Annotated in this window: 19 protein-coding genes, 1 pseudogene and 1 riboswitch; of the genes and pseudogenes, 9 read left to right on the top strand and 11 right to left on the bottom strand. The window is 73.9% G+C overall.

Annotated elements, in window-relative coordinates; translation table 11 throughout:
• Window positions 1-31 precede the first annotated feature (31 nt).
• A complete protein-coding gene (locus tag AB0D48_RS06250; RefSeq protein ID WP_362391713.1) occupies window positions 32-877 on the bottom strand; it encodes a bifunctional 5,10-methylenetetrahydrofolate dehydrogenase/5,10-methenyltetrahydrofolate cyclohydrolase in 846 nt (281 codons plus the stop codon).
• Window positions 878-949: 72 nt separating this feature from the next.
• Window positions 950-1,043, bottom strand: a riboswitch (ZMP/ZTP riboswitch).
• 133 nt (window positions 1,044-1,176) lie between these two features.
• Here AB0D48_RS06250 and AB0D48_RS06255 point away from each other — a divergent pair.
• A pseudogene (locus tag AB0D48_RS06255) lies at window positions 1,177-1,401 on the top strand (SAM-dependent methyltransferase); the annotation flags it as partial.
• A gap of 215 nt (window positions 1,402-1,616) precedes the next feature.
• Window positions 1,617-3,218 (top strand): RNA polymerase sigma factor, encoded by a 1,602-nt coding sequence (locus AB0D48_RS06260; protein WP_362391342.1) that lies wholly within the window; start codon window positions 1,617-1,619, stop codon window positions 3,216-3,218.
• Window positions 3,219-3,232: 14 nt separating this feature from the next.
• On the opposite strand, the gene AB0D48_RS06265 is transcribed toward AB0D48_RS06260, so the two are convergent.
• The 6 genes from AB0D48_RS06265 to AB0D48_RS06290 form a co-directional block, all read right to left on the bottom strand.
• The gene (locus AB0D48_RS06265; protein WP_362391344.1) at window positions 3,233-5,038 is read right to left on the bottom strand and encodes a hypothetical protein; all 1,806 of its coding nucleotides are present in this window, start codon (window positions 5,036-5,038) and stop codon (window positions 3,233-3,235) included.
• 61 nt (window positions 5,039-5,099) lie between these two features.
• Complete coding sequence (locus AB0D48_RS06270) at window positions 5,100-6,161, bottom strand: MoxR family ATPase (protein WP_362391346.1); 1,062 nt, start codon at window positions 6,159-6,161, stop codon at window positions 5,100-5,102.
• Between the two features lie 165 nt (window positions 6,162-6,326).
• Entirely contained in the window at window positions 6,327-6,776 is a 450-nt protein-coding gene (locus AB0D48_RS06275) for an SRPBCC family protein (RefSeq protein ID WP_362391348.1), read from the bottom strand.
• Window positions 6,777-6,818: 42 nt separating this feature from the next.
• Window positions 6,819-8,234, bottom strand: coding sequence for an amino acid permease (locus AB0D48_RS06280; protein WP_362391350.1), 1,416 nt, complete (start codon window positions 8,232-8,234; stop codon window positions 6,819-6,821).
• Window positions 8,235-8,310: 76 nt separating this feature from the next.
• The gene (locus tag AB0D48_RS06285; RefSeq protein ID WP_362391352.1) at window positions 8,311-10,470 is read right to left on the bottom strand and encodes a phage holin family protein; all 2,160 of its coding nucleotides are present in this window, start codon (window positions 10,468-10,470) and stop codon (window positions 8,311-8,313) included.
• A 170-nt stretch (window positions 10,471-10,640) separates the two neighbouring features.
• Entirely contained in the window at window positions 10,641-11,045 is a 405-nt protein-coding gene (locus AB0D48_RS06290) for a hypothetical protein (RefSeq protein WP_362391354.1), read from the bottom strand.
• 131 nt (window positions 11,046-11,176) lie between these two features.
• Here AB0D48_RS06290 and AB0D48_RS06295 point away from each other — a divergent pair, with 131 nt between their 5' ends.
• From AB0D48_RS06295 to AB0D48_RS06305, 3 genes are all read left to right on the top strand, one after another.
• On the top strand, window positions 11,177-11,953 hold the full coding sequence (locus AB0D48_RS06295; protein WP_362391355.1) for an MBL fold metallo-hydrolase: 777 nt from the start codon (window positions 11,177-11,179) through the stop codon (window positions 11,951-11,953).
• The gene (locus AB0D48_RS06300; RefSeq protein ID WP_362391356.1) at window positions 11,950-12,591 is read left to right on the top strand and encodes a VTT domain-containing protein; all 642 of its coding nucleotides are present in this window, start codon (window positions 11,950-11,952) and stop codon (window positions 12,589-12,591) included. The genes AB0D48_RS06295 and AB0D48_RS06300 overlap by 4 nt, the downstream gene beginning before the upstream one ends.
• A gap of 88 nt (window positions 12,592-12,679) precedes the next feature.
• Window positions 12,680-13,141, top strand: coding sequence for a MarR family winged helix-turn-helix transcriptional regulator (locus AB0D48_RS06305; protein ID WP_362391358.1), 462 nt, complete (start codon window positions 12,680-12,682; stop codon window positions 13,139-13,141).
• 151 nt (window positions 13,142-13,292) lie between these two features.
• On the opposite strand, the gene AB0D48_RS06310 is transcribed toward AB0D48_RS06305, so the two are convergent.
• The 3 genes from AB0D48_RS06310 to AB0D48_RS06320 all read right to left on the bottom strand — a co-directional run bounded on the left by AB0D48_RS06310 (window position 13,293) and on the right by AB0D48_RS06320 (window position 16,472).
• Window positions 13,293-14,486: an MBL fold metallo-hydrolase gene (locus AB0D48_RS06310; RefSeq protein ID WP_362391360.1), complete on the bottom strand. Its 1,194-nt coding sequence runs from the start codon at window positions 14,484-14,486 to the stop codon at window positions 13,293-13,295.
• Window positions 14,487-14,515: 29 nt separating this feature from the next.
• Entirely contained in the window at window positions 14,516-15,733 is a 1,218-nt protein-coding gene (locus AB0D48_RS06315; protein ID WP_362391362.1) for an aminotransferase class I/II-fold pyridoxal phosphate-dependent enzyme, read from the bottom strand.
• A gap of 166 nt (window positions 15,734-15,899) precedes the next feature.
• The gene (locus AB0D48_RS06320; protein WP_362391364.1) at window positions 15,900-16,472 is read right to left on the bottom strand and encodes a TIGR03086 family metal-binding protein; all 573 of its coding nucleotides are present in this window, start codon (window positions 16,470-16,472) and stop codon (window positions 15,900-15,902) included.
• 190 nt (window positions 16,473-16,662) lie between these two features.
• Between AB0D48_RS06320 and AB0D48_RS06325 the strand changes: the two genes are divergently transcribed.
• From AB0D48_RS06325 to AB0D48_RS06340, 4 genes are read left to right on the top strand one after another with little or no spacing between them, the layout of a single operon-like run.
• Window positions 16,663-17,481, top strand: coding sequence for a methyltransferase domain-containing protein (locus AB0D48_RS06325; RefSeq protein WP_362391366.1), 819 nt, complete (start codon window positions 16,663-16,665; stop codon window positions 17,479-17,481).
• Window positions 17,482-17,539: 58 nt separating this feature from the next.
• Window positions 17,540-19,390 carry a diacylglycerol kinase family protein gene (locus AB0D48_RS06330; protein ID WP_362391368.1) on the top strand — a complete coding sequence of 617 codons (1,851 nt, stop codon included), beginning with the start codon at window positions 17,540-17,542 and terminating at the stop codon, window positions 19,388-19,390.
• Between the two features lie 48 nt (window positions 19,391-19,438).
• The gene (locus AB0D48_RS06335; protein ID WP_362391370.1) at window positions 19,439-20,392 is read left to right on the top strand and encodes a YihY/virulence factor BrkB family protein; all 954 of its coding nucleotides are present in this window, start codon (window positions 19,439-19,441) and stop codon (window positions 20,390-20,392) included.
• A 57-nt stretch (window positions 20,393-20,449) separates the two neighbouring features.
• The gene (locus AB0D48_RS06340) at window positions 20,450-21,280 is read left to right on the top strand and encodes a phosphatase PAP2 family protein (protein WP_362391372.1); all 831 of its coding nucleotides are present in this window, start codon (window positions 20,450-20,452) and stop codon (window positions 21,278-21,280) included.
• A 25-nt stretch (window positions 21,281-21,305) separates the two neighbouring features.
• On the opposite strand, the gene AB0D48_RS06345 is transcribed toward AB0D48_RS06340, so the two are convergent.
• Complete coding sequence (locus AB0D48_RS06345; RefSeq protein WP_362391374.1) at window positions 21,306-23,279, bottom strand: DUF5107 domain-containing protein; 1,974 nt, start codon at window positions 23,277-23,279, stop codon at window positions 21,306-21,308.
• Window positions 23,280-23,343 lie beyond the last annotated feature (64 nt).

Consider the following 23,343-nt stretch of genomic DNA (forward strand, 5'->3'; position numbering starts at 1 on the left):
GGGCGTGGTTGGTGTTCGGCTCGGCTGCGGCTCAGAGGTCCGCGAGGTCCAGGCCGGCCTGGGCGGCGGCGGCCTGGACGGTCTGCTCCAGCAGGACGGCGATGGTCATCGGGCCGACGCCCCCCGGTACCGGGGTGATCAGGGAGGCGCGGGCGGCTGCCGACTCGAAGTGGACGTCGCCGACGTTGCCCTCGTTGTAGCCGGCGTCCAGGACCACGGCGCCCGGCTTGATGTCCTCGCCCCGGATGAACTCGGCCTTGCCGACGGCGGCGACCAGCACGTCCGCCTGGCGCACGATCGAGGGGAGGTCCTGGGTGCGGGAGTGGCAGTAGGTGACGGTGGCGTTCTGCTCCAGCAGCAGCATCCCGGCCGGCTTGCCCAGGATCGCGCTGCGGCCGACGACGACGGCGTGCTTGCCGGTGAGATCCACGTCGTAGGCGGCGAGGAGGCGCATGATGCCGCCGGGGGTGCACGAGACGAAGCCCGGCAGCCCGAAGCCCATGGCGGCGAAGGAGTGCATGGTGACGCCGTCGACGTCCTTGCCGGGCGCGATGGCCTCGAAGGCCGCGCGCTCGTCGATGTGGTGCGGGACGGGGTGCTGCAGCAGGATGCCGCTGATCTCGGGGTCCTCGGAGAGCGCGGTGAGGGTGGCCACCAGCTCCTCGGTGGTGGTCTCGGCCGGCAGCTCCACGTGGCGGGAGGTGATCCCGGCCTTGGCGCACCGGTTCTGCTTCATGCGCACGTAGGTGACGGAAGCGGGGTCCTCACCCACCAGCACGGTCGCGAGACAGGGCGCGGTGCCGGTGCGCTCGGTGATCTTCGCCGCGTAGGCGGCGGTCTGCTCCGAGATGCGGCGGGCGAGGGCGGTGCCGTCCATCAGCCGGGCGGTGGCGGACGCGGGGGCAGTCTGGGCAGTCGTCACGGGGTCTCCTGAACGTCGCTGCGGATCGCGGTTCGCCCAGGCGCGCGGCAGTCGGCGTACGGAGGTACGCCGGGCCGCTCCCCGGTGGTGATCCACCCGAACGCCAGTCACGGCCCGCCGTCCACTGTAGTCGACACATCCGGTGGATGACCGGGGCCCGGCCTGGGACGGTAAAGACATGACGCGTACTGGCGGCCACCGGGTCCTGGCCGCCCGGCATCGCGAGGGCGACCCGGCTGCCGCACGCCACCAGGGCCGGCCCAGAAGTCGTCGCGCTGCGCTCCGAGCGGCCGCGTACGGAGTTCCACGACATCGGAGCCGTGCTCTACTTTCTCCGGAAGGTGATCCGGATGGTGCCCGGCCTCACGGTCGGGCAGTACCGGGACCGCTTGCGCGAGCTGCACGAACGGATCGAACGCGAAGGCCCGTTCGTCGCGCACACCGCCCGGTTCCTCATCGAAGCCCGCAAAACGGGCTGACGGAGAGGGCGGACGGATCCACGCCGAATCGGTTGCGCGGCCACAGCGTGGCGCAGGTCACTCAATTCAGCGCGTAACGAATCGACTCGGGCATGCGATGAACCGACAGGTGTCCTCGCGCGGCCCCGGAATACAGAACCCCCTCGGATCTGTTTCCCGAGTCCGCGCGATGATGTCCCGCCCACCCCTTATCTGTTCGCAACGAGAGGCTCCTTGTGTCGCTCAGCCCGTCCCGTACGTTCCCTCCGGAGATCGCCGAATCGGAGGCCCTCGTCGCGCTCGTCGAGCGCGGCCGCGAGCAGGGTCACATCAACGGTGACGATGTGCGCCAGGCCTTCGAGGCCGGCCGCATCCCGGTGGACCAGTGGAAGCGGGTCCTGCGCAGCCTGAACCAGGTCCTGGACGAGGAGGGTGTCGCCCTCCACGTCAGCGCGGCTCCCGCCACCAAGGCCGCCGCGAAGAAGCCCCGCAAGGCGGCCGCCGCCCCGGCCCGTACCGTCGCCAAGAAGGCGGCCGCCGCGCCGCGCCCCATCGGCGCGCGCAAGGCCTCGGCCGCCGGCCCGGCCACCACTGCGGCCACGGCCGCCGCCGCGGCGATATCCGCTCCGTCGACGTCCACCACCGAGGACGGGGCGACGGCCGAGGCCGCCGCCGATCCGAAGAAGCGGACGGTCAAGAAGACCGCGACCGCCGCGAAGAAGACCGCCACCAAGAAGACGGCGGCGAAGAAGACCAGCGCCAAGGACGCCGACGAGGGCGAGACGCCCGCGGTCGGCGAGGACTGGGCAGCGGAGGACCTGGTCGACGAGGCCGAGGAGGAGGCCCCCAAGCCCGGCGGCACCCAGGGCTTCGTGCTGTCCGACGACGACGAGGACGACGCCCCGGCGCAGACGGTCATGGTGGCCGGCGCCACGGCCGACCCCGTCAAGGACTACCTCAAGCTCATCGGCAAGGTGCCGCTCCTCAACGCCGAGCAGGAGGTCGAGCTCGCCAAGCGCATCGAGGCGGGCCTGTTCTCCGAGTACAAGCTCGAAGAGGAGGAGGACCACAAGCCCGCCTTCAAGCGCGAGCTGGAGATCCTGGTCGAGGACGGCCGCCGCGCGAAGAACCACCTGCTGGAGGCCAACCTCCGCCTCGTGGTCTCCCTCGCCAAGCGCTACACCGGCCGCGGCATGCTCTTCCTCGACCTGATCCAGGAGGGCAACGTCGGCCTGATCCGCGCCGTGGAGAAGTTCGACTACACCAAGGGCTTCAAGTTCTCCACGTACGCGACGTGGTGGATCCGGCAGGCGATCACCCGCGCCATGGCCGACCAGTCGCGCACCATCCGCATCCCCGTGCACATGGTCGAGATCATCAACAAGCTCGCCCGCGTGCAGCGCCAGATGCTCCAGGACCTGGGCCGCGAGCCCACCCCGGAGGAGCTGGGCAAGGAACTCGACATGACCCCCGAGAAGGTCATCGAGGTCCAGAAGTACGGCCGCGAGCCGATCTCCCTGCACACCCCGCTGGGTGAGGAGGGCGACAGCGAGTTCGGTGACCTCATCGAGGACTCCGAGGCGGTCGTGCCGGCCGACGCGGTCTCCTTCACCTTCCTGCAGGAGCAGCTCCAGTCCATCCTGGGCACGCTCTCCGAGCGCGAGGCGGGTGTGGTCTCCATGCGCTACGGCCTCAACGACGGCCAGCCCAAGACCCTGGACGAGATCGGCCGCGTGTACGGGGTCACCCGTGAGCGCATCCGCCAGATCGAGTCCAAGACGATGTCGAAGCTGCGCCACCCGTCGCGTTCGCAGGTGCTGCGCGACTACCTCGACTAAACCGTCGGGGGCCTTCAGGCCAGTCGGAAGACCGGCCCCTTGGGCGTGAACGGCAGGGAGGCACCCTGCGGAACCAGATAGGCGTGCTCGCGCCGGATCCGCAGGGTGTCGCACCACCCGTCCGTGATCACCAGCACCGGTGCCCCGGGCGGGAAGTCCTCCGCCCGCTGCAGCAGGTCGATGCCCGGCTGCAGCTCGGTCCCGCCCCGGCCGCGTACCCGGACCCGGCCCGCGATCTCGGTCGGGGGCAGATAGCCCGCGTCGTACGGCGCCGCGTCGCAGAAGACGACGCGTGCCGCCGGTACGTCGCGGGCTTCCGCGTACGAGGCGATGGCGCCCAGCGCCTTCCCGAGCAGGGCGGCGTTCATCGAGCCCGAGGTGTCGAGCACCACGCCGAAGGTGCAGCGGGCCACCTCCTCGGGCGGGAAGCAGCGGCCCGCGCGCGGGATGTCCGGCGTCGAGGCCTGGCGGCGGGCCGGGCGCGCGTAGGAGCGTACGGCCACGGGGCGCGGCACGTACTCGTCGAACCAGCGGGCCAGCTTCGCGTCCCAGGGCACGGGCGGATGGGCCAGTGCCCGGATCTCCTGGACGAGACCCGCGGGCAGCAGCCCGCGCTCCCCGTACTGGTGCAGGTCGAAGCCCCGGGTCAGGCCGCGCCGGTAGAAGTCGTCCAGGTCCGAGTACGGGCAGCTCGCCGGGTGGGGCAGCGGCTCGCCCAGGATGTCCCCGAGGCCCTTGCCGCGCAGGGTCGCGAGGCGGCGCATCCGGCGCAGGTCGGCGGCGATCCGGTCGTAGACCTCCTCGACGGAGAGGTCCCGTAGCGCAGGGTCGTGGAGCAGTCCTGCGGGCATCTCGCCGACGCCCATCTCCACGAGCCAGCCGTTGACCACGTAGTCGGCGGCCACGTTGTGCAGGTACGGGTCGCGGGCGCCGCGACGCCCGCCGTGGCGCAGCGCGGCGTGCAGCATCTCGTGGGCCAGGATGAACCGCCATTCGCCGTCGGTGAAGGTGCGCAGCGGGTTGACGTATATCTCGCCGGCGCTCGCGCTGACCGCGGCGATGGCGATGCCCTGGGCGCGGGCCAGCTCGGCGTCAGCGACGATCTTCAAGCCGGCGGCGAGGCCGCCGAGCAGCGGGTACGAGGAGACGAACCAGTTCAGCGCACGGTCCCAGGGGTGCCGTCGGGCCGTTTCGCCGGTGATCCGGTCGCGGCGGCCGCCGGCCACGTCCATGGCGGCGGAGACGCTGCGGGTGAGGGCGTGCGCGAAGCGGGTCTCCCAGTCGGGGGCGGGGGTGTTCCACCTGCGGAACGTGACGAGGACCTGGTCGGGGTGGTCCCCGGCGGTGCCGCACTTTTCGTAGGCGGCCGGGATGCCGTCACGGCGCCAGCGGGCGGCGAGCAGTTCCTCGTCCCCGCCGGGGTACTCGGCGGGGAGGTGGTCGGGGGCGCGGCCGACCGCAACGGTCAGCAGGAAACGGTTGACCACGGCGCAGCGTGCGGCGAGGTCGAAGCGGTCGGGCTGCGGGCGGTCCTCGTCCTTGCCGGCGGGGACGTGGCCGAAGCCGAGGTGGAGCAGGGCGTGGGCGAGGGCCCACGCCCATTCCCGGGGATCGGCCCGCTTGGTGGGGTGGACGTGGACGGTGCCGTTGGAGTCAACCGCGGCCAAACCCCCGGCCGGGGTGGCCGCGCACTTGGCCTGGCGGCAGACGGAGGCGTCGACGGCGGCGAGGGCCGGATGCCGCTTGACCAGGGCGAGCCCCTCGGCGAAGGCCTCGGTGGCGGGGTCGGGCCTGCCCGGCTTCTGTGCGCCGCGGCTCATGCGGCGTCCCCCTGTCGGGCGTCGTGGCCCGGCCGGTTCTCCGCGCGGGAGCGCGCTGCGCTCACCGGCGGGCCTCGACCAGGCGGGGCATGTCGCGGGCGGCGTCGACGAGGAACCAGGCGGGCAGCACGGGCAGGCCGTCGGCGTCGTCCGCGATGACGGTCTGGGCGACCTCGACGGATATCTCGGCGAGCTGGACCAGGAGCGCTTTGGCGCGGTAGGCGGTCTGCCGGGCGGCGGGCGAGACGTGTTCGCGCTGCGCGGGGAGTTCCTTGATCAGGCGTCCCCGGAAGGCCTCGGCCAGGTAGTACAGCAGGTCCCGGTCCTCCGTGCGGCGCGGCCAGCTCGCGTCGCCCTTCAGGATCGCCTCGATGCCGAAGGTGTGGCGGACGATCTTGGCGTAGCCGCAGAAGGAGACGGCGTGGGCGGGGGTGAGGGTGCCGTGCGCGACGACCTTCAGGGTCTGCTCGTCCAGGCCGGTCCCGAAGGAGTGCAGGGCGTCGGAGAGCATGTGCCAGGAGCGGGGGGTGGAGAAGGCCTCCTCGGTCTTGGGCGGTTGCGACCAGAGGTGGTCGGGGCGGTCGGTGAGGTAGTCCGTGACCCAGGGGTGGATGCCGTTCTCTCCGGCCCAGACCAGCCAGTCCCGCGCGGACGCCTGGAGGTGGACGTGGGTGAGGCGGTTGACGAGGGCGGAGGCGATGGGCCGGGCCAGGGCGTTGTCCGTGGCGCGGTTGCCGGCGCCGATGACGATGGAGCCCGCGGGGAGTTCGTAGGAGCCGATGCGGCGGTCCAGGATCAGCGAGTAGAAGGCCTTCTGGACGTCCGGGGACGCGGCGTTGAGCTCGTCGAGGAAGAGGCAGTACGGCTCGTCGCGCGCGATGGCCTCGGGCGGGCAGAAGACGGAGCGGCCGTTCTGGATCTGCGGTACCCCGATCAGGTCCTCGGGGGCGAGCTGGGTGCCGAGGAGGCTGACGCATTCCAGGCCGAGCGAGTCGGCGAACTTCCGTACCAGCGAGGACTTGCCGATTCCGGGTGCCCCCCAGAGGAACACGGGCCGCACGGTGGCGAGGCCGAGGAGCAGTTCGGGGATCTGGGCGGGGGTGACGGTGACGGAGGCCTGCACGGGCGTGGATGTCCTCGGGAGTTCGGGTGCGTGGTCCGCCCAGTGTGGGCGCACCACGCGACCCGAAGCACCCGGTTTTCCCCGGGCCGGGAGCAGGTCCGTGAGCGTGCCCCTGAGTGGCTCCGGAGCGGGCTCCGGAGCGGGCCCAGGAGTCAGCTCGCGGATTCAGCTCGCGGTGTGCTCCAGCAGGTGCTTGAGCTTCTCCTCGCCCCGGGGCATCTCCTTGCGGAGCATGGGCTTGACCACGAGGGGGACCAGCGCCCTGCCCATGCCGTGGCCCTCGAAGTCGATGGACAGGGTGACGCGTGAACGGGTCCCGTCGTCGAGGGGTTCGATGTAGCCCCGTACGTCCGGCCGTACCGGTCCGTCGACGCCGTGGATGTGCCAGCTCCGCGGCGGGACGAGTTCCGTGAACACCATGGTCGTGGGGATCCTGCGCTTGCCGATCTGCCGGGTGACGACGACCTTCGAACCGACGTGGACGGGGAGGTCGCCCATGGGAACGGCTGACACGGCGCTGTCCTGCCACTCCGGCAGGTGCGTGGGGTCCGTCACGTACCTGTAGACGTCCTCGGGCCTGCGGTCGATGTCGATGGTCTTGCTGATCGCGGACATGGCGACCCCTTCGAGCCCCCCTGACTGTCCTCTCCTTCCAAATTACCCCGCGGGGGAAACGGTGGCGCGCGCCTTCCGGGCGGACATCACGGCGTACACGAGGACGCCCGCGAAGAGGAACAGGACGCCCTGGTAGACGGCGGCGTAGCCGGAGCCGGCCACCAGCCACATCGAGAAGGCGAAGGCCAGGGAGGCGAGGGAGGCGTCGCGGACCAGGCGGCCCCGGTGGACGCGCTCGGAGCGGCCCGAGAGCAGGAAGTAGAGCTGTGCGGCGGTGGAGATCAGGTACGGGACGGTCGCGGTGAAGGTGGTGACCAGAACCAGGATCTCGAAGACGCCCTCCGAGCCGGCTGTGTAGTTGTAGATGGTCAGCGCCGAGGCGAGGACGGCCGTGACGACCACTCCGACCACCGGGACGCCGCGCCTCTTCGTCTCGAAGGCCTTCGGGAAGAGGCCGTCCCTGGCGGCGGCGTACGGGGTCTGCGCGCTGAGCAGGGTCCAGCCGTTGAGGGCGCCCGCCATCGAGATCACCGCCGCGCAGGCGACGACGGTGCCGCCCCAGGTTCCGCCGAACATGGCGTCGACGGCGTCCGTGAAGGGGGCCTGGGAGGAGACCAGGCTGTCGTGGGCGACCAGGCCGAAGACGGCGAGGGTGCCCAGCAGGTAGACGGTGGCCGCGCCGACGGTGCCCAGGATGGTGGCCCGGCCGACGTTGCGGGCCGGGTCGCGGACCTCGCCGGCGCTGACGGCGGCGGATTCGACGCCCAGGTAGCTGAAGAGCAGGATCGCCGCGGAGGCGGAGACGGCGCCGATCGCGCTCTGGTCGGTGGCCCGGAAGGGGCCGAGGTTGGCCGGGTCGAAGAAGAGGAGACCACCCACGGCGACGAGCAGCAGTGGGGCGAACTTCAGGACGGTGGAGACCACTTGGACGGCGCCGACGTACCGGGTGCCGGCCAGGTTGGCGAGCGCCGGCAGCCACTGCACGGCGAGGGCGGCCAGGCACATGGACCACTTGTGCGCGCCGACGGCCGGGAAGAGCACGCAGAGGTAGCCGACGGCCGCCACCGCGAGGGCCGCGTTGGAGACCCAGGTGGTGATCCAGTAGCTCCAGGCGGCGAGGAAGCCGGCGAAGTCGCCGAACGCGGCGCGGGCGTAGACGTACGGGCCGCCGGTCCGGGGGTGCCGCTGGGCGAGCCGGCCGAAGACCAGGGCGAGGGCGACCGCGCCGAGGGTGAGCACGGCGAAGGCGACGAGGCTGATGGTGCCGAACGGGGCCACCGAGGCGGGCAGGAGGAAGATCCCGCCCCCGATGATGTTGCCCATGACCAGGCAGGTGGCGACGGGGAGACCGAAGCGCCGCGGCTCGTCCCCGGCGGGCGCTGGGGGTCCGGGGACGGTTGCGGCCTCGGTCGGCGGGGCTGCGCTGCCCTCGGTCGCTGGGGCTTCTGTGCTGGTCATCGGTGGTGCGCCTCGGGGGTGTCTCACATGGTGGGCAGGTCGACCCATGGTCGGCCACCCCTGAGGCCGCTCCAAATCAGCGGGTTTCGTCCTGCGTGGACACCGGCATGGAAGGAAGGATTCCGCCGGTGGCACCTTCCGGCCGGGAATCCTCCGCCGGAGTCCGCACGGGCCCCCCGGCCAGGGCCTCCGCCCAGCTCCCCCTCCGCACCGGTGGAACCACCGGCAGCTGCGGCCCGTCCGCCTCCCGGAGCCAGCGGCGGAGTACGCCGTGCACCGCCTCCGCGCCCACCAGGTCGCCGCCCGGATCCGACAGCTCCGTCGGCCACATCAGGAACGCGTGCCCCTGTTCCCCGCCCAGGCCGCCGTGCGAGCCGATCTGCTCCTCGAAGGCGTGGACCGCGCCCGTCTGCGGGTCGTACGCCGAATTCACCATGATGTCGGCCACGTGCGGGAAGGTGTCGGTCCGGCGGACGGCCTCGGCCGCCCCGGGGCCGTAGGGAGCCAGCAGTTCCTCCGCCTCCCCCGGCACGTCGAGGCGTGCCACCGCCCCGCCCGGGCCCAGCACCACGCCGTCCACCAGGAGGAAACCCAATCCGGGGTGGTTCGCCAGGGTGGGCAGCAGGGCGGGGTGCGCGCGCGCGACGCACTCGCGCGAGGCACGGCCGGGGACGTCCGGGAAGGAGATCAGCCCGAGGTTGCCGGAGGCGAGGACCACCGGGTCGGAGCCCGGCCCGGGTCGGGCCTCCTCGTCCTCCTCGACCGGCCGGTGCAGGGCCGCCAGGACGGCGGCCCGCGCCTCCGCCCCGCTGCGGGTGCGGCCCGCCCGGCGCGGCACCGGCAGCCCGCAGCCCGCCCGGACCAGGTCCTTGAGGGTGAGCCCGTACCGGCTGAGGAAGGTCTCCCCCGGGCTCTGGCCGTGGTCGGAGAGCAGCACGATCCGGTACGCGCGCGGCGCGTGCTCGGCGACCCGGGCGATCAGCGCGAGGCTCCGGTCGAGACGTTCCAGCACCCGGTCGGTGTCCCGGCCGTGCGGGCCGGAATGGTGCGCGACCTCGTCGTAGGCGACCAGGTCGGCGTAGACCGCGGCGCGCCCGGCGAGCATGTCGCCGATCACCGCCGCCACGACCACGTCGCGTTCGACCACGGTCGCGAAGGCCCGGATCAGCGGGTACAGCCCGCCGCGGGCCACGCGCGGCCGGTCCCCGCGGATCCGCGCGCGCAGCGACTGGCCGATCTCCCGGCCCGCCTCGGCGACGAAGGACACGGCCGTGCGGACGGCGTTGGCCGGGTCGGAGAAGTACGCGAAGTAGCCCGCCCGGGACCGGTTCGCCCGGCCCCGGCGGGCGGAGACCGAGAGCACGAGCGCCAGTTGGTCGGCGCCCCCGCTGAACAGGTTGCCCCGGCTGGCCCCGTCGAGGGTGAGCAGCCCGCCGTCCGCGGTCCGCTCCACCGCCCGCCGCTGGAGTTCGGCGGCGCTGGTGGGCCGGTTGCAGACCATCACCTCCCCGGTGTCCTTCTCGTACCAGCGGAACGCGGGCACGTCGAAGGTCGAGCCGTGCAGGATGCCTAGCTGGCTGGCGCCGGTCTGGCTCGACCAGTCGGTGCGCCAGGACGCGATGCGGTGGCTGCCGTCCAGCCAGTCGGAGACGGTCGGCATCAGGCCGCCGCCGGCCGCGCGGCGCAGCGCCTCGTACCCGACCCCGTCGAGCTGGAGGAAGACCAGCCCGGGCGCGGACTCCCCGGAGCCGGGCGCGCCCGCCCTGCGCAGTCTGCGCCGGCGCCGGTCGGCGAGGCGGTAGAGCCGCCGCCGGTACGCCCCGTCGTCGCGCACCGCGAGCGCGGTCGAGGTCGCCGAGGCCACGGCGGACATCACGGCGGCCACGACCACCGCGGTCTCGGGGGCCACTTCGCCCCGCCCGGCGGGGATCAGGTCGAGCGCTATGAGCAGCAGCGAGCCGTTGAGGAAGAAGACGAGCAGCCCGAGCACCAGGGCGGGCACCAGCAGCAGGGCCCGGACGAGCACGGGCCAGACGAGCGCGCTCAGCAGACCGAAGGCCCCGGCGCCCCAGGCGGCGGTGAGCCCGATCTGGGTGATGCTGTCGTCGTCGCCGGACCGGAGCCGGAAGTCCGGCAGGATCCCGGCCAGCGCGAGCATCGTCAGCGTGGACACCGCCCAGACGAGGATCACCCGTACCAGGGTCCCGCCCGCGCTCCGCCACCGTCCTCGCACCACGCCCCACCTCCCGCGCGCCCCGTCCTGCCTTCCAGGCTCGCACAGGCGGGCTCACCCGGCCGGGCGACACGGACGGCGCACCGGTGCGCGGGACCTGCCGGTCAGGTGCCTTCGTGGACGGCGCTCAGTGCCGTTGCGGCCGGCGGGTCAGGTGAAGTCGTGGCCGGCGCTCAGGTGCCGTCGTAGCCGGCGGTCGGCATGGACAGCCGGCGGTGCACCTCGGCCTTCATCGCGGAGGTGTACGGCGGCTCTTGGTGCCCGGCGGTCTCCAGGCGGACCCCGCGCCGCTCGCACTCGGCGCTGAACTCCTCGACGGAGCGCAGCGCGCGGGCCAGCACGCGGTGGTTGGCGGCGACGAAGAGGTCGACCTGCCCGGCGTCGATGTCGGACCAGAGCCCGCAGTGGTCGGCGCGCAGCCCGTAGACGAGCAGTTGCCTCCTCACGACGTACCCGTGGTCGGCGGCCCAGCGCGCGCACACGGCGTGCTGGGTCCGGGTGTCCACGGCGAAGGGGTCGGCGTCGAGGTCTTCGAGCGGGGCCAGGCTGGCGATCGCGGCCACGCGCAGCTCTTCCATGCCGCCCGACCCTACTCCGATCGGCCGCCGGGGAGGAGAGGGCGGGGAGGTTCCGGTTCCGGGCGGATCCTTGGGGCAGCCTCTAGGCTCGGTGAGGGGTGGGACGGGACGGGCGTGGGAGGGAGAGCCGGATGCCGGTGGAGGTCACCTGGTGGGGGCATGCCACGTGCACGGTCGAGGACTCCGGCGTCCGGCTGCTGACGGATCCGCTGTTCGCCCGGCGGCTGGCCCATCTACGGCGGCGGCGCGGACCGGTGCCCCCGCCCGAGGCGGCGCGGGCCGACGTGGTGCTGGTGTCGCACCTGCACGCCGACCACCTGCACCTGCCCTCGCTGCAGCGGCTGGCGCCCGGTACCCGGCTGCTGGTGCCGCGCGGTGCGCGCCGGGCGGTTCCGGGGCTGGCACGGATCGCCGGAATGCGCGGGCTGGCGGTGACGGAGGTGGCGCCGGGCGACGAGGTCCCGGTGCGGGGCGGTGTACGGGTTCGGGCGGTCAGCGCCCTGCACGACGGGCGGCGCCTGCCGTTCGGGCCGCAGCTCGCCCCGGCCCTCGGGTACGTGGTGGAGGGCGCGGCCCGTACCTACTTCGCCGGGGACACCGGGCTGTTCGACACGATGGCCCGGGAGGTCGGCCCGGTGGACGTGGCCCTGCTGCCGGTGGGCGGCTGGGGCCCGTACCTGGGACCGGGGCACCTGGACGCGGGGCGGGCGGCGCGGGCGCTGGCCGAGCTGGCCCCCGCGGCGGCGGTCCCGGTGCACTACGGAACGTACTGGCCGATCGGGATGGACGCGGTGCGTCCGCACGAGTTCCACGCGCCGGGCGAGGAGTTCGAGCGCCGGGCGGGGCGGCTCGCGCCGAAGGTGACCGTACGGGTGCCCGCCCACGGGGAGCGGGTGCGACTGCCGTGACCTGGCGCGACATCGTGGCGGCGGCCGGGCAGGTGCCGCTGGAGACCACCCGGCAGGCGGTCGGCTACCCGGCGTTGTTCGTGCTGGTGGCGCTCGGCGCACTGGTGCCGGTGATCCCTACGGGGGCGCTGGTGAGTTCGGCGGCGGTGGTGGCGTTCCATCAGGACTCGCTGCCGTTCGGGGTGTTTCTGGTGTTCGGGGTGTCGGCGCTGGCGGCGTTCACCGGGGACGTCGCGCTGTACTGGCTCGGTCAGCGGGGGGTGCGGTCACGCAATGGCTCGCGCTGGCTGGAGGCGCTGCGCGGGCGGGCCACGCCCGAGCGGCTGGAGCAGGCGCAGAGGGCGCTGGACGAGCACGGGGTGCTGGTCCTGGTGGTGTCCCGGCTGGTTCCGGCGGGGCGGATCCCGGTGATGCTGGCCTGTCTGCTGGCGCGGCTGCCCCTGCGGCGCTTCGCCCGCGGCGACGCCCCGGCCTGCCTCGCCTGGGCGGCGACGTACGGTCTGATCGGCATCCTGGGCGGCTCGCTGTTCTCGGAGCCCTGGAAGGGCGTGGCCCTCGCGGTGGGCCTGACCCTGCTGATCAGCGCGGGCCCGTCGGTGTGGCGACGGTTGCGGGGACCGGCCCGGAAGAGGGACTAGACCTCAAGTGCGCTTCGGGTTCTAGGGTCTTCCTCAGCGGACGGTCCCGCACCGCGGACGGTCCTGAGCAGCGAACGGAGCGACAGCCGTGGAGTACTCGCACAACGACGCCGAACTGGTCCAGCAGCCCATCGGGTACTGGAGCTGGGCCGCCTACGAGGCGGTCGTCAACCGCACCCGGGGCGCGCTCGCGCAGCTGGGCACCACCCAGCCCCAGTGGTGGATCCTCCACCAGGTCTCCGTGGCCGCCGGGAAGCCGAGGAGCCGGGACGAGGTGACCGAGACCCTGAAGGGCTACCTGGCGGTGGGCCAGGAGGCCGTGGCCGAGGAGCTCGACACGGCCGTCGCCCGGGGGTGGATCACGCAGGACGCCGGGGGGAACCTCGAAATGACCGTGGAGGGCCGGGAGTTCTACGAGCGGGCGGCGGCTCTGCAGCGGGACTTGCGGGACGAGCGGCATGCCGGCATCCCGGACGAGGAGTACCTGATCACCCTCAAGGTGCTGCAGCGGTTCATCCACAACACCGGCGGCCGGGCCTGGCACCACTGAAATCGGGCCATGAGCGGCGTTGGGGAGTACCTCCGGCTGACGGCGGAGGAGCGGGCCGGGCGGGATGCCGGTGTGTCCGCTCCCCTCGGGCTTCGGCTACGTCCATGACTTGACGGGGCCTCTGCTCGTGCGGCTTCGGCTCGTCACGGCATCAGCCGAGCGTGCGGGAGGCGCCGATCGGGAGGTCCCAGAGGTGGTCGCGGGGCAGGCCCGCGCGGGCCCAGGCGGTCCGGGCGCGGTGCAGGGGCTCCATGACCGGCTCGGCGGAGAGGACGAAGGTGGCCCAGTGCATGGGAGCCATCCGCCGGGCGCCGAGGTCGAGGCAGGCCTGGACGGCCTCCTCCGGGTCTGCGTGGACGTCGCCCAGCCACCAGCGCGGGGCGTACGCGCCGATGGGCAGGAGCGCGAGGTCGATGCCGGGGTGGCGGCGGCCGATCTCCGCGAACCAGTGGCCGTAGCCGGTGTCGCCGGCGAAGTAGAGCTTCTTCGGCGCGGGGCTCAGGGTGTCGGTCAGGATCCAGCCGCCCCACAGGGACCGGCAGGTGTCGATCAGCGAGCGTTTCGACCAGTGGTGGGCCGGTACGAACTCGAAGCGCACGCCGCCCAGTTCGGCCGACTCCCACCAGTCGAGATCGGTGACCCGGGTGAAACCGCGGCGGCGGAACCAGCCGGCCAGGCCCGCCGGGACGAAGAGGGCGGTGTCGCGGGGCAGCCGCTTGAGCGTGGGCGCGTCCAGGTGGTCGTAGTGGTTGTGGCTGATGACCACCGCGTCCACGGGCGGCAGGTCCTCCCAGCGCACCCCTACGGGTGTCATCCGGGAGGGGGTGCCGAGGATCCGCCGGGACCAGACGGGGTCGGTCAGCACGGTCAGCCCGCCGGTCCGCAGAACCCAGCTGGCGTGTCCGGCCCAGGTGACGCAGACCGAGCCCGGAGCGGCCTCGGGCAGTGGGGCCGGCTCGTACGGCAGGTCGGGGATGCCGCGCAGCCCGTCGGGCCCGGGCCGGAAGGCGCCCTCGCGGGCGAGCCGCGCGAAGGCGCGGACACCGGGGAGCGGGGTGGTGAGCCGGTCCGCGAAGGAGCGGGGCCAGCGGCGGTGTTCGCCGAGCGGGCGCGGGGCGGCGGGGAGGGACGGCGGCGCTGCGGGCTGCCGGGCGCCGGCGGTCGGCACTGCGCCCGCGCCGGCGCCGCCCGTTGTGGTGGCGTCCGTCGTGGCGGCGGCGTCCGAGGAGGCGAGGGCGTCCGTGGAGCCGGCGGCGGCCGTGGAGGCAGGGGCGTCCGTGGAGGCAGCGGCGGCCGTGGAGGCAGGGGCGGCCGTGGAGGCAGGGGCATCCGTCCGGTCGCTCATCAGGAAGTCTCCGTTCGCCGGGTCGGGCATCAGACCAGCCCGGCCAGGACGGATCCGAGGAGGTCCAGGGAGCGCCGCACGTGCGGGAGCGCGAGCGGGTCGTGTGCGGTGAGCGCGGCGAGCCGTTCCTCCGGGGTGGCGCCCAGCAGCGGCCCGGTCGACAGCCTCACCCGCAGGGCGACCGGTTCGTCCGCGAACCGCTGCCCGCCCGGCGTGGGGGCGCCGAGCCGGCCGCCGAGCCAGTCCTCCAGCTCCATGGCGTCGCCGACCCCGTGCCGGGCGAGGCCGGCGCGCAGCGGGGTCAGGTCGGCGTAGAGGTGCCGGCCTGCCTGCGGGGGACGGGCCAGCGCCCCGACGGAGAGGAGTTCCCGGTGCGCGGCGGCGGCGACCACGCCGTGCAGCGCGGCTGCCGCGGCGGCCCGCCCGCCGACGGCGGCGGGTTCGTCGAGGGCGTGCGCGGCGGCCCCGGCGACGGGTCCGGCCACCAGTGCGCCGGTGGCGGTGAGGACGTCGAGGGTCCGGGCGCGCAGCCAGGTCCCCCTGGGGGTGTGGGGGAAGCGCACCACCGCCGCGGGCCAGCCGGCGGGCAGCAGCGCTCCGGACAGGTCGACGAGCACGGCCGCCTCGTCCGGGAGCATCTCGGCGGGGCTCAGGACCAGGGTGTCGTGCGGCCGGTGGACGGTGTCGCGCCAGCTCTCGTCGCTGACGACGAAGAGCCCGGCGGACTCGGCGGCCTCGCAGGCCTCGCGCAGCATCTCCGGCGGCGGCACGGTCGCGGTCGGGTCGTCGGCGACCGACAGCAGCAGCACGCGCGGGTCGCCGCCCTCGGCGCGTACCCGCCGTACGGTCTCCAGCAGGGCGTAGGGGTCCGGGATTCCGCCGCACTCGGCCGGGGTCGGCACGTGGTAGGCCCGCCGTCCCAGCAGCCGGACCTGCGGGGTCCACCAGGCGGGGCAGGGCCGGGGCAGCAGCACGTCGCCCCCGTACGCGCCGAGCAGCGCGAGCAGCAGCGCCGGAGCCCCGGGCCCGGCGGCCACGTCCTCCGGGGCGGTCGGCAGCCCGCGCCGCCCCCAGTGCCGGCAGGCGGCCTCGCGGACGGAGTCCCCGCCGCCCGGGGGCTCGGGGGCGGAACGCCCGGCGGCCGCGGCGAGGACGGAGACGAGTTCGGGCAGCACGGGCAGGCCGGGCTGGGGCGCGGGGGGTCCGTACCGGACCGGACCACGGCCTTCCGCCGTCGTGCGCTGCATCCCCTTTTCCGCCTTCCGCGCGCTAACCGCTCAGCTCCGCCAATCCTGTCCTTTATACGATTATTTGCTGCGGTATGCCCGCTCTACGCCCCCGCTACGCTCCTACGCCCGCTTCGGCGCCGCCCGCCCCGGTTCAGCCCCGCTTCGACGGCCGCCCGCCCCCGGTTCAGCCCTGCCTCCCCAGCAGCGCCAGCAGCCTGGTCTGCGCGTCCGCTCCCGCCGGAACCTCCAGCGGAGCGGCGTACATCCCGCTCGCCGCGAGCCCGTCGGCATACGGCATGACCTCCTTGATGGAGAACTCGACGAGGCCGTCCGGCAGCCGGTCGTCGGCACCTATGCCCCGCGAGAGGTCCCAGGTGTGCACGACGCAATCGGCGGTCAGCTCCGAGCAGTACGCGGAGCCGAGCGCGGGCCCGTAGGAGAGCTTGACGGTCCGGTCGAGCGCCCCGGGCTCGGCGAAGGCGTCGTGCGCGGCGGACGCGGCCCTGTCCCACGCGGCGACCGGGTCGTCGCCCAGCACGTCGCCGGAGAACGCGTCGCCCATCTCCTCGACCGCGCGGCCCTCGGTGACCAGCGGCGGGATCCAGAGCTGCTCCCCGGTGACGTGGTTGACCAGGTCCCGCACGCTCCACTCCGTACACGGGGTCGGCGCGTCCCACTGGTCGTCCCCGATGGCGCGCAGCCGCTCGCCGAAGAGCCGCAGCGCCTCGGCATGCCGTTCGAGCAGCGTTTCCGGCATGGCTCTCACCGTCCCGTGGCACGAGGTGTCCCCCTCGGCCCCCACTCTCCTCGCTCCCGCATTTCCCTGCCACCGCCACGCCGAATCCCCTTGGCACACAAGGGGGGTGTCCACATGTCAAAACGCAGATCTCACATCACGAACTGATCGTCTACGGTGGGACATCGCTTCGACGAGGAGGGGGCAGGCCATGAACGCCCACGAGGAGACCGCCGTCTACACGCACGGCCACCACGAGTCGGTGCTGCGCTCGCACCGCTGGCGCACGGCGCGGAACTCGGCCGCGTACCTGATCGGCGAGCTGCGGCCGGGGATGTCGGTGCTGGACGTGGGCTGCGGGCCGGGCACGATCACCGCCGACCTGGCGGAGCTGGTCGCCCCAGGTGGCCGGGTGACCGCCGTGGACGCGTCGGGGGACGTGGTCGCGCAGGCCCGTGCGTACGTGGCGGAGCGCGGCGTGAGCGGGGTGGAGTTCGCGACGGCGGACGTCCACGCGCTGGACTTCCCGGACGGCTCCTTCGACGTCGTCCACGCCCACCAGGTGCTGCAGCACGTCGGCGACCCGGTACGGGCCCTGCGCGAGATGCGGCGGGTGTGCCGGCCGGGCGGGATCGTCGCCGCGCGGGACGCCGACTACGCCGCGATGACCTGGTACCCGGCGGCGCCGGGCCTGGACCAGTGGCTGGACCTGTACCGCCGGGTCGCCCGCGCCAACGGCGGCGAGCCGGACGCGGGCCGCAGGCTGCGGGCCTGGGCGCGGGAGGCGGGCTTCACGGACGTGGAGTCCTCGGCGACGGCCTGGTGCTTCGCCTCCCCGGAGGAGACGGCCTGGTGGTCGTCGCTGTGGGCGGACCGTACGACGGCCTCCTCGTACGCGGACATCGCCGTCCGCGGGGGCCACGCGACGGCCGCGGACCTGGCAGCCGCCGCGGAGGCCTGGCACGTCTGGGCTGCAGCCCCGGACGCCTGGTTCTCGGTCCTGAACGGCGAAATCCTCTGCCGGGCGTAGCCAAGCCGCGGGGGTGAGGGGGACGCATCAAAGCCCCGCGACGGGCAACAAGGGCTCCATGACGACGGAAAACGGTGGGGCCGCGAGACGCTCCCGGCTCGTGTGGCTCGTGGCGGCCCAGGCTGCCTCGATGGTGCTCCTGGGCATGCTGGTGACCCGCGTGGCAGCGGGACACCGGCTGCTTTCGCTGGAGAACGAGGTCAACCGTGCGTTCGCCGCGCATCGCAACCCCCTCGCCGACGGAGTCTCCGAGTGGCTGTCCGTCATGGCCGGCACGGAGGCGATCGTCGGCGTGACGCTGCTCTGCATCGCCGGAATGCTGGCGCTGCCGCGCGCTCCGCGGTGGACGGAAGCCGTGTTCCTGGGCGCTTCGGTCGCCGTCCAGTCGGCCGTCTTCCTCGTCGTGACGGTCTTCGTGGAGCGGCCCCGCCCCGACGTGGCCCAACTGGACGGGGCGCCGCCCACGTCGAGTTTCCCGTCGGGTCATGTCGGGGCGTCCGTCGCCCTGTACGGAGGGCTGGCCACCCTCCTACTGAGCCGTACGCGCGGTCCCTGGCGGTACGTCACGGCGGCAGCCCTGCTGCTGGTTCCGCCGGCGGTCGGGCTGTCGCGGATGTACCGGGGGATGCACCACCCCTCCGATGTGGCGGGCGGTCTGCTCAACGGCGCCGCGACGCTGCTCGTCATGGGGTCCGTGTTCCTGTCCGGGCGCACCCCGGCGGCCTCCCCGTCCGGCCGTACCCAGCCTGCCGCACGCGGCGCGGCGCGGACCCCGGACACCGTCGTGCCCGCCCGGCACGCCGCCCGGCGTCCCGGCCGGCGGGTCGTCGTCGTCCGTCACCCCCACGGCTGCGCCGACGAACTGGCCGACAAGGTGCGCAGCCTCCTGCACCGGCACGGTTACACCGACCAGCGATGGACGCCGACCACCGTCGAGCAACCCTGCGGCGGCCTCGCCGAGGAGTGCGCCGCGGGCGGCGTCGACCTGGTGGTGGCCTGCGGGGGCGACGGCACCGTACGCGCCTGCGCCGACGTGGTGGCCGGCGCCGGCATCCCGTTGGCGCTCGTCCCCTGCGGCACCGGGAACCTCCTCGCCCGCAACCTGGAACTCCCCCCGGATCCGGCGACGGCCCTCGACGAGGCCCTGGTCGGCGGCGAGTTCGGGATCGACGTCGGACGGGTCGCGGGCGACGACCTCCCCCCGACCCGGTTCACGGTCATGACGGGCGCGGGATTCGACGCGGCCATGGTCCGCGACGCCTCTCCCGCGCTCAAGGCCCGACTGGGATGGGCCGCCTACGTGCTCTCGGCCGCCCGGCATCTGGGGGACCCCCGCATGCGGCTGACCATCCGTCTGGACGGCGGCCGCCGGCTCCGGCGCCGGGCCCGGATGGTCGTCATCGGCAACGTCGGCGCGCTCCAGGGGGGCCTGGAACTGCTGCCGCGGGCGCGGCTGGACAGCGGACGGCTGGAGGTCGTGCTGTTCGACCCGCGGGGCGCGGCCGGCTGGCTCGCCGCCGCCGTGCACCTGGCCGCCCGGGTCGCACGGCGCCGCGCCCCCGGCCCGGACTCACCGCGCGGCACGGCGGACGCCGGGCCGGTCGCCGGGCCGGTCGCCGGGGGTTCGCTGGAGTACTTCAGCGCCGCCCGGATCGACATCCGCTTCGCGCGGATCCAGCCCCGCGAGGTCGACGGGGACACCATGACCGAAGGTTCCCGGCTGACGGCCGAGACGGAACCGGGTGCCCTGCGGATCCGGCTGCCCCGGGCTCCGGGAGCCCCCGCTCCCGCGCTCCCGCACGCCCGCGGGGGACACAACGGGCGGGACGTGCACGACGAGCCGGACGACGCACCGGCCATTGCCCATACCCCCCACACCCCCCACGCCCCTCACACCGCGCAGCACTGAGCCCGCCCCGGCGCAGGGCGCGCCGGAGCACACACAGTCAGGAAGACAATGGGAACCGCCACCCGGGTACCGCAGAAACGTGACGTGCGGGGCGAGGAGCTGTCCGGCGACGAGGCCTGGGCCGCCCTGCGCCGCTACGGGAGCTGGAGTCTGGCCCGAGACTCCTTCGTGCGCTTCCGCTACGCGGACGGCTTCAGCCACTCCCGCGCGCTCGCCCTCCAGACCGTCCTGTCGATCGTGCCGCTGGCCATCGCCGCGATAGGCCTGTCCAGCGCGCTGCACACCGAGGGCATCGGCCGCGTGGCCGAGCTCACGATCAGCCGGATCACCAGCGGCCCCAGCCAGGAGATGGTCGACGAGGCGCTGCGCGAGAGCCGCCGGCACGCGGGTGACGGCGGCCAGGCCGCGCTCTGGCTGGGCCTGCTGTTCTCCCTCGTCAACGTCACCACGAGCCTGTGCCAGGTCGAGCGGGGCGCCAACCGCATCTACGGGAACGAACGCGACCGGCCCTTCCTGCTCAAGTACTCCCGCGGCCTCGTCATGGCGGCACTGGCGGGGCTCCCGCTGGGGCTGAGCTTCATCCTCACCGTCCTCGGCTCCGACCTGACCCACGCGATCGGCGAGGTCTACCACTTCAGCCCGGCCACCACCCGGGCCTGGGACGTCCTGCGCTGGCCGGTCGGCATCCTGCTGGCCGTGCTGGCCACCAGCGCGATATTCCGCCTCTCGCCGCGCCGGCACCAGCCCGGCTACACCTGGCTCGCCTTCGGCGCCGTCGTGTACCTGGTGCTGTGGATCGGCGCGACCGGGGCGCTGAGCCTCTACGTCGGTGCTAGCAGCTCCTTCACCAGCGTGTACGGCCCCCTCAGCGCGGTCATGTCGCTGCTGCTCTGGTCCTATCTCACTTCGCTGGCCCTGTTCCTCGGCCTGTCCTTCGCGGCCCAGTTGGAAGCCGTACGCGCCGGAACGAAGGAACCCGTCACGCGGGATCCGGGCGTCTGATCCTCCGGCTCCCCCGCCGTCCGCCACCGCTACCCGCTGAAGGGAGGCTGCGCCCCCATGGCACAGCGCACCGCCCGAACCCGACTCGGCACCGTCCGAGCCCTCCTCTCCCGGCACTCCGGGCCCGACGCCGCGTTCGGCAGGAGACTGGTGCTGACGGTGACGGCGACGGCCACGGTGGCGGTGCCCTTCGCCCTCGCCCTCGTCCTCGTCGAATCCGAGTGGCCGCCGCTGCACCGGCTCGACCGGACGACCGCGCAGCGGCTGCACCGCACCGCCCTGGAACATCCCGCCTGGGTGCGCTTCCTGGACTTCCTCACCGGCGTGCTGTGGGACCCGGTGACCATGCGCCTGCTGGTGGCGGCCCTGGTGATCTGGCTCATGGTGCGGCGGGCCTGGCGGCTGGCGGCTTGGGCCGGCGTCACGGCGACGGCCGGCGGACTGATCGGACTCCTCGTCAAGAACGCCGTGGAGCGGGTACGTCCGCACCTGCCGGATCCGGTCGCCCACGCGCCCGGATTCTCCTTCCCGTCCGGCCACGCCATGACGGCCACCACCTCCTGCGCCGTCCTCCTCCTGGTCCTGCTCCCGCTGGTGCCCCGGGGCTGGCGCGCGCTGCCCTGGGCGCTCGCGGTGACGGCCGTGCTGGGCGTCGGCTACACACGGGTCGCCCTGGGCGTGCACTGGGTGAGCGACGTCGTCGGGGGCTGGCTGCTCGGCATCGCCGTGGTCACCGCGACGACCCTGGTCTTCGAGGCCTGGCGGGCCGACACCGGCCTGCGGCGGACAGCGGTCACCGAGGGCCTGGAGCCCGAAATCTCCGCGGACGACCCCGAGCCCGCCCTGGAGATCCGTTCCCGGCCCGAATCCCCGGCGGGACCCCGCTAGGTGTGGGGTCCCGGGGACAGCGCACCTAGGCCCCGGCCGGTGGCCGCATCCGGAAGTCGTAGCGGGCCGGCAGCGGCCGGTCGGTCAGCGCCGACCAGGCCTCGGACAGGATTTCCTCACCCTCCCGGAGGTCCGGAAGCTCGAAGCCGTCTTCGAAGACGCGCCGGGCCGCGCCCACATGGCCCTCCGCCGCCAGGAGCCGCGCGCCGAGCAGCCGGAAGCGGCCCCCCTCACGCAGGGCGGGCCGCAGCCGGTCCCAGACCCGCCGGGCTTCGGGCAGGCGCCCCGCGGCCAGCAGGGCCCCCATCGCCTCTCGCCCCAGCGCGGCCTCCGCGGCCGTCCACGGCTCGCCGCCCCGGCTCTCCCCGGCCAGGTCGTCGAAGGCCTCCGCGTACGCGTCGGCCGCCCTCGCCCGGTCGCCGGCCAGCGCGTCCGCCACCGCCAGGCAGCGCAGCAGAGGCCACCGCGACGGCGCCAGCGCCAGCCCGCGCTCCCAGCTCCGTACCGCCTGGGCCACGTCTCCGGCATGCCACTGCGCCACGCCCAGGTGGTACTCGGTCAGCGGCTCCGCCGGGGCCGTCTCCAGCATGTCCCGCCAGTGCGCGGCGACCAGGCTCGGCCCCGGCGGAGCCACCCGGCGCGGGGCCGGGAAAACTCCCGTGCGCCACAGCTCCAGCCACGGCTCCTGGGCCTCCCCGAGCGTGGACTCCTCGAAGGGAGTGCCCGGCAGTTTGAAGCCGCCGCACAGCACCTCCAGCGCGCCCCACCCCGAGCCCGTCGCCAGCCGCTCCCCCGGCTCGCTGTCGGCGCGCCCGCGCCACGCCTCGTAGGCCGCGTCCACCCGCTCCCGGGGCAGTACGGCGTCCAGCGCGTCCTGGGCCGCCCCGCGGGCCTCCGCCCAGTCGGTCCCGTGCACCGCGGCCGGCTCCGCGGCCAGCGGCCCGTACGCCTCCAGCCAGCTGAACTCCGCCCCGCCCTCCAGCCGTACGTGCTCCAGCTGGGTGCGGGCCAGCCCCGCCTGGATCTCCGCGTAGCCGCCGGTGCCCGGCTCGGTCAGCCATTCCTGCCAGCGGCGGCCGCCGCCGCCCGCGCCCCACACGAAGAGCTTGCGCCCGCAGAGCCGCCCGGTGGAGGTCTGCGCGAGCCCCCGTCCTTCGGCGTCCAGGGAGGCGATCCAGGGCCGGGCCCCGTCCTGGACCTCGTAGAAGAAGTCGGCCGGGTACTCGCTGCGGAGCGGGTACGTGCGGTCCGCGCCCTCCCACCCGGGCACCGGGACACGGCGCAGCGAGCGCTCGTAGCCGAAGTGCCACGCCTCGTCGGCGGGGGCGAGGACGCGGGTGCCCGCTTCCTCGGGGACGGCGATGTTGGACCACCAGTACACGGGCGCGGGCCGCTCGTGCGGATTGCGCACGCGCACGCCGACGTAGAGGAACTCCGAATCCTCCGGCAGCCACAGGTCCACCTGGAAGGGCAGGTCGCGCAGCCGCTCCCACTCCCACAGCCGGACCATCACACCGCCGTCCGGGGCCGGGACGAGCGCGGCGTGCACCGGCTCGCAGGAGAGGGTGGTGTGCCCGGTGGCGCCGGTGTTCCACTCGATGCCGCCGGAGAACCAGGCTCCGTTGAGGGCGAAGTTGGCCGGTTGGAACACCGGGTTACGGTAGAGAAGTTCACGTCCGGTGGGCAGGTGCACGAGGGAGTGGACGCGTCCGCCGAGTCCCGGGAGCACGGTCACCCGCAGGTGTGCGTTCTCGATGACGATCGTCTCGAACTCCCGCTCCGAGCGTTCGCGCCGGTAGCCGTCCCGGATCCGGACGGGCAGCAGCGAGCGCAGCGGTTCGTACCCGATCTGCCGCGCCATGTCGCGCGGCAGCCCGTCGCGCGCACGCTCGTCCAGTACGTGCACCCCGTCGGGCGCGCGCAGGGCGGGCAGTGGGTTGTCGGAGCCCAACGGGGCTGCGGGAAGGGTCAGTACGGCGCGGCGGACGGTGGTGGCCATGAGGAAATGGAACACGCCACGGCGGCCGGTGCACAGGGGTTCCGCGGATCACCACCGGTCAGGA

This window comes from Streptomyces sp. NPDC048269, from assembly GCF_040652395.1.
GTDB lineage: Bacteria > Actinomycetota > Actinomycetes > Streptomycetales > Streptomycetaceae > Streptomyces.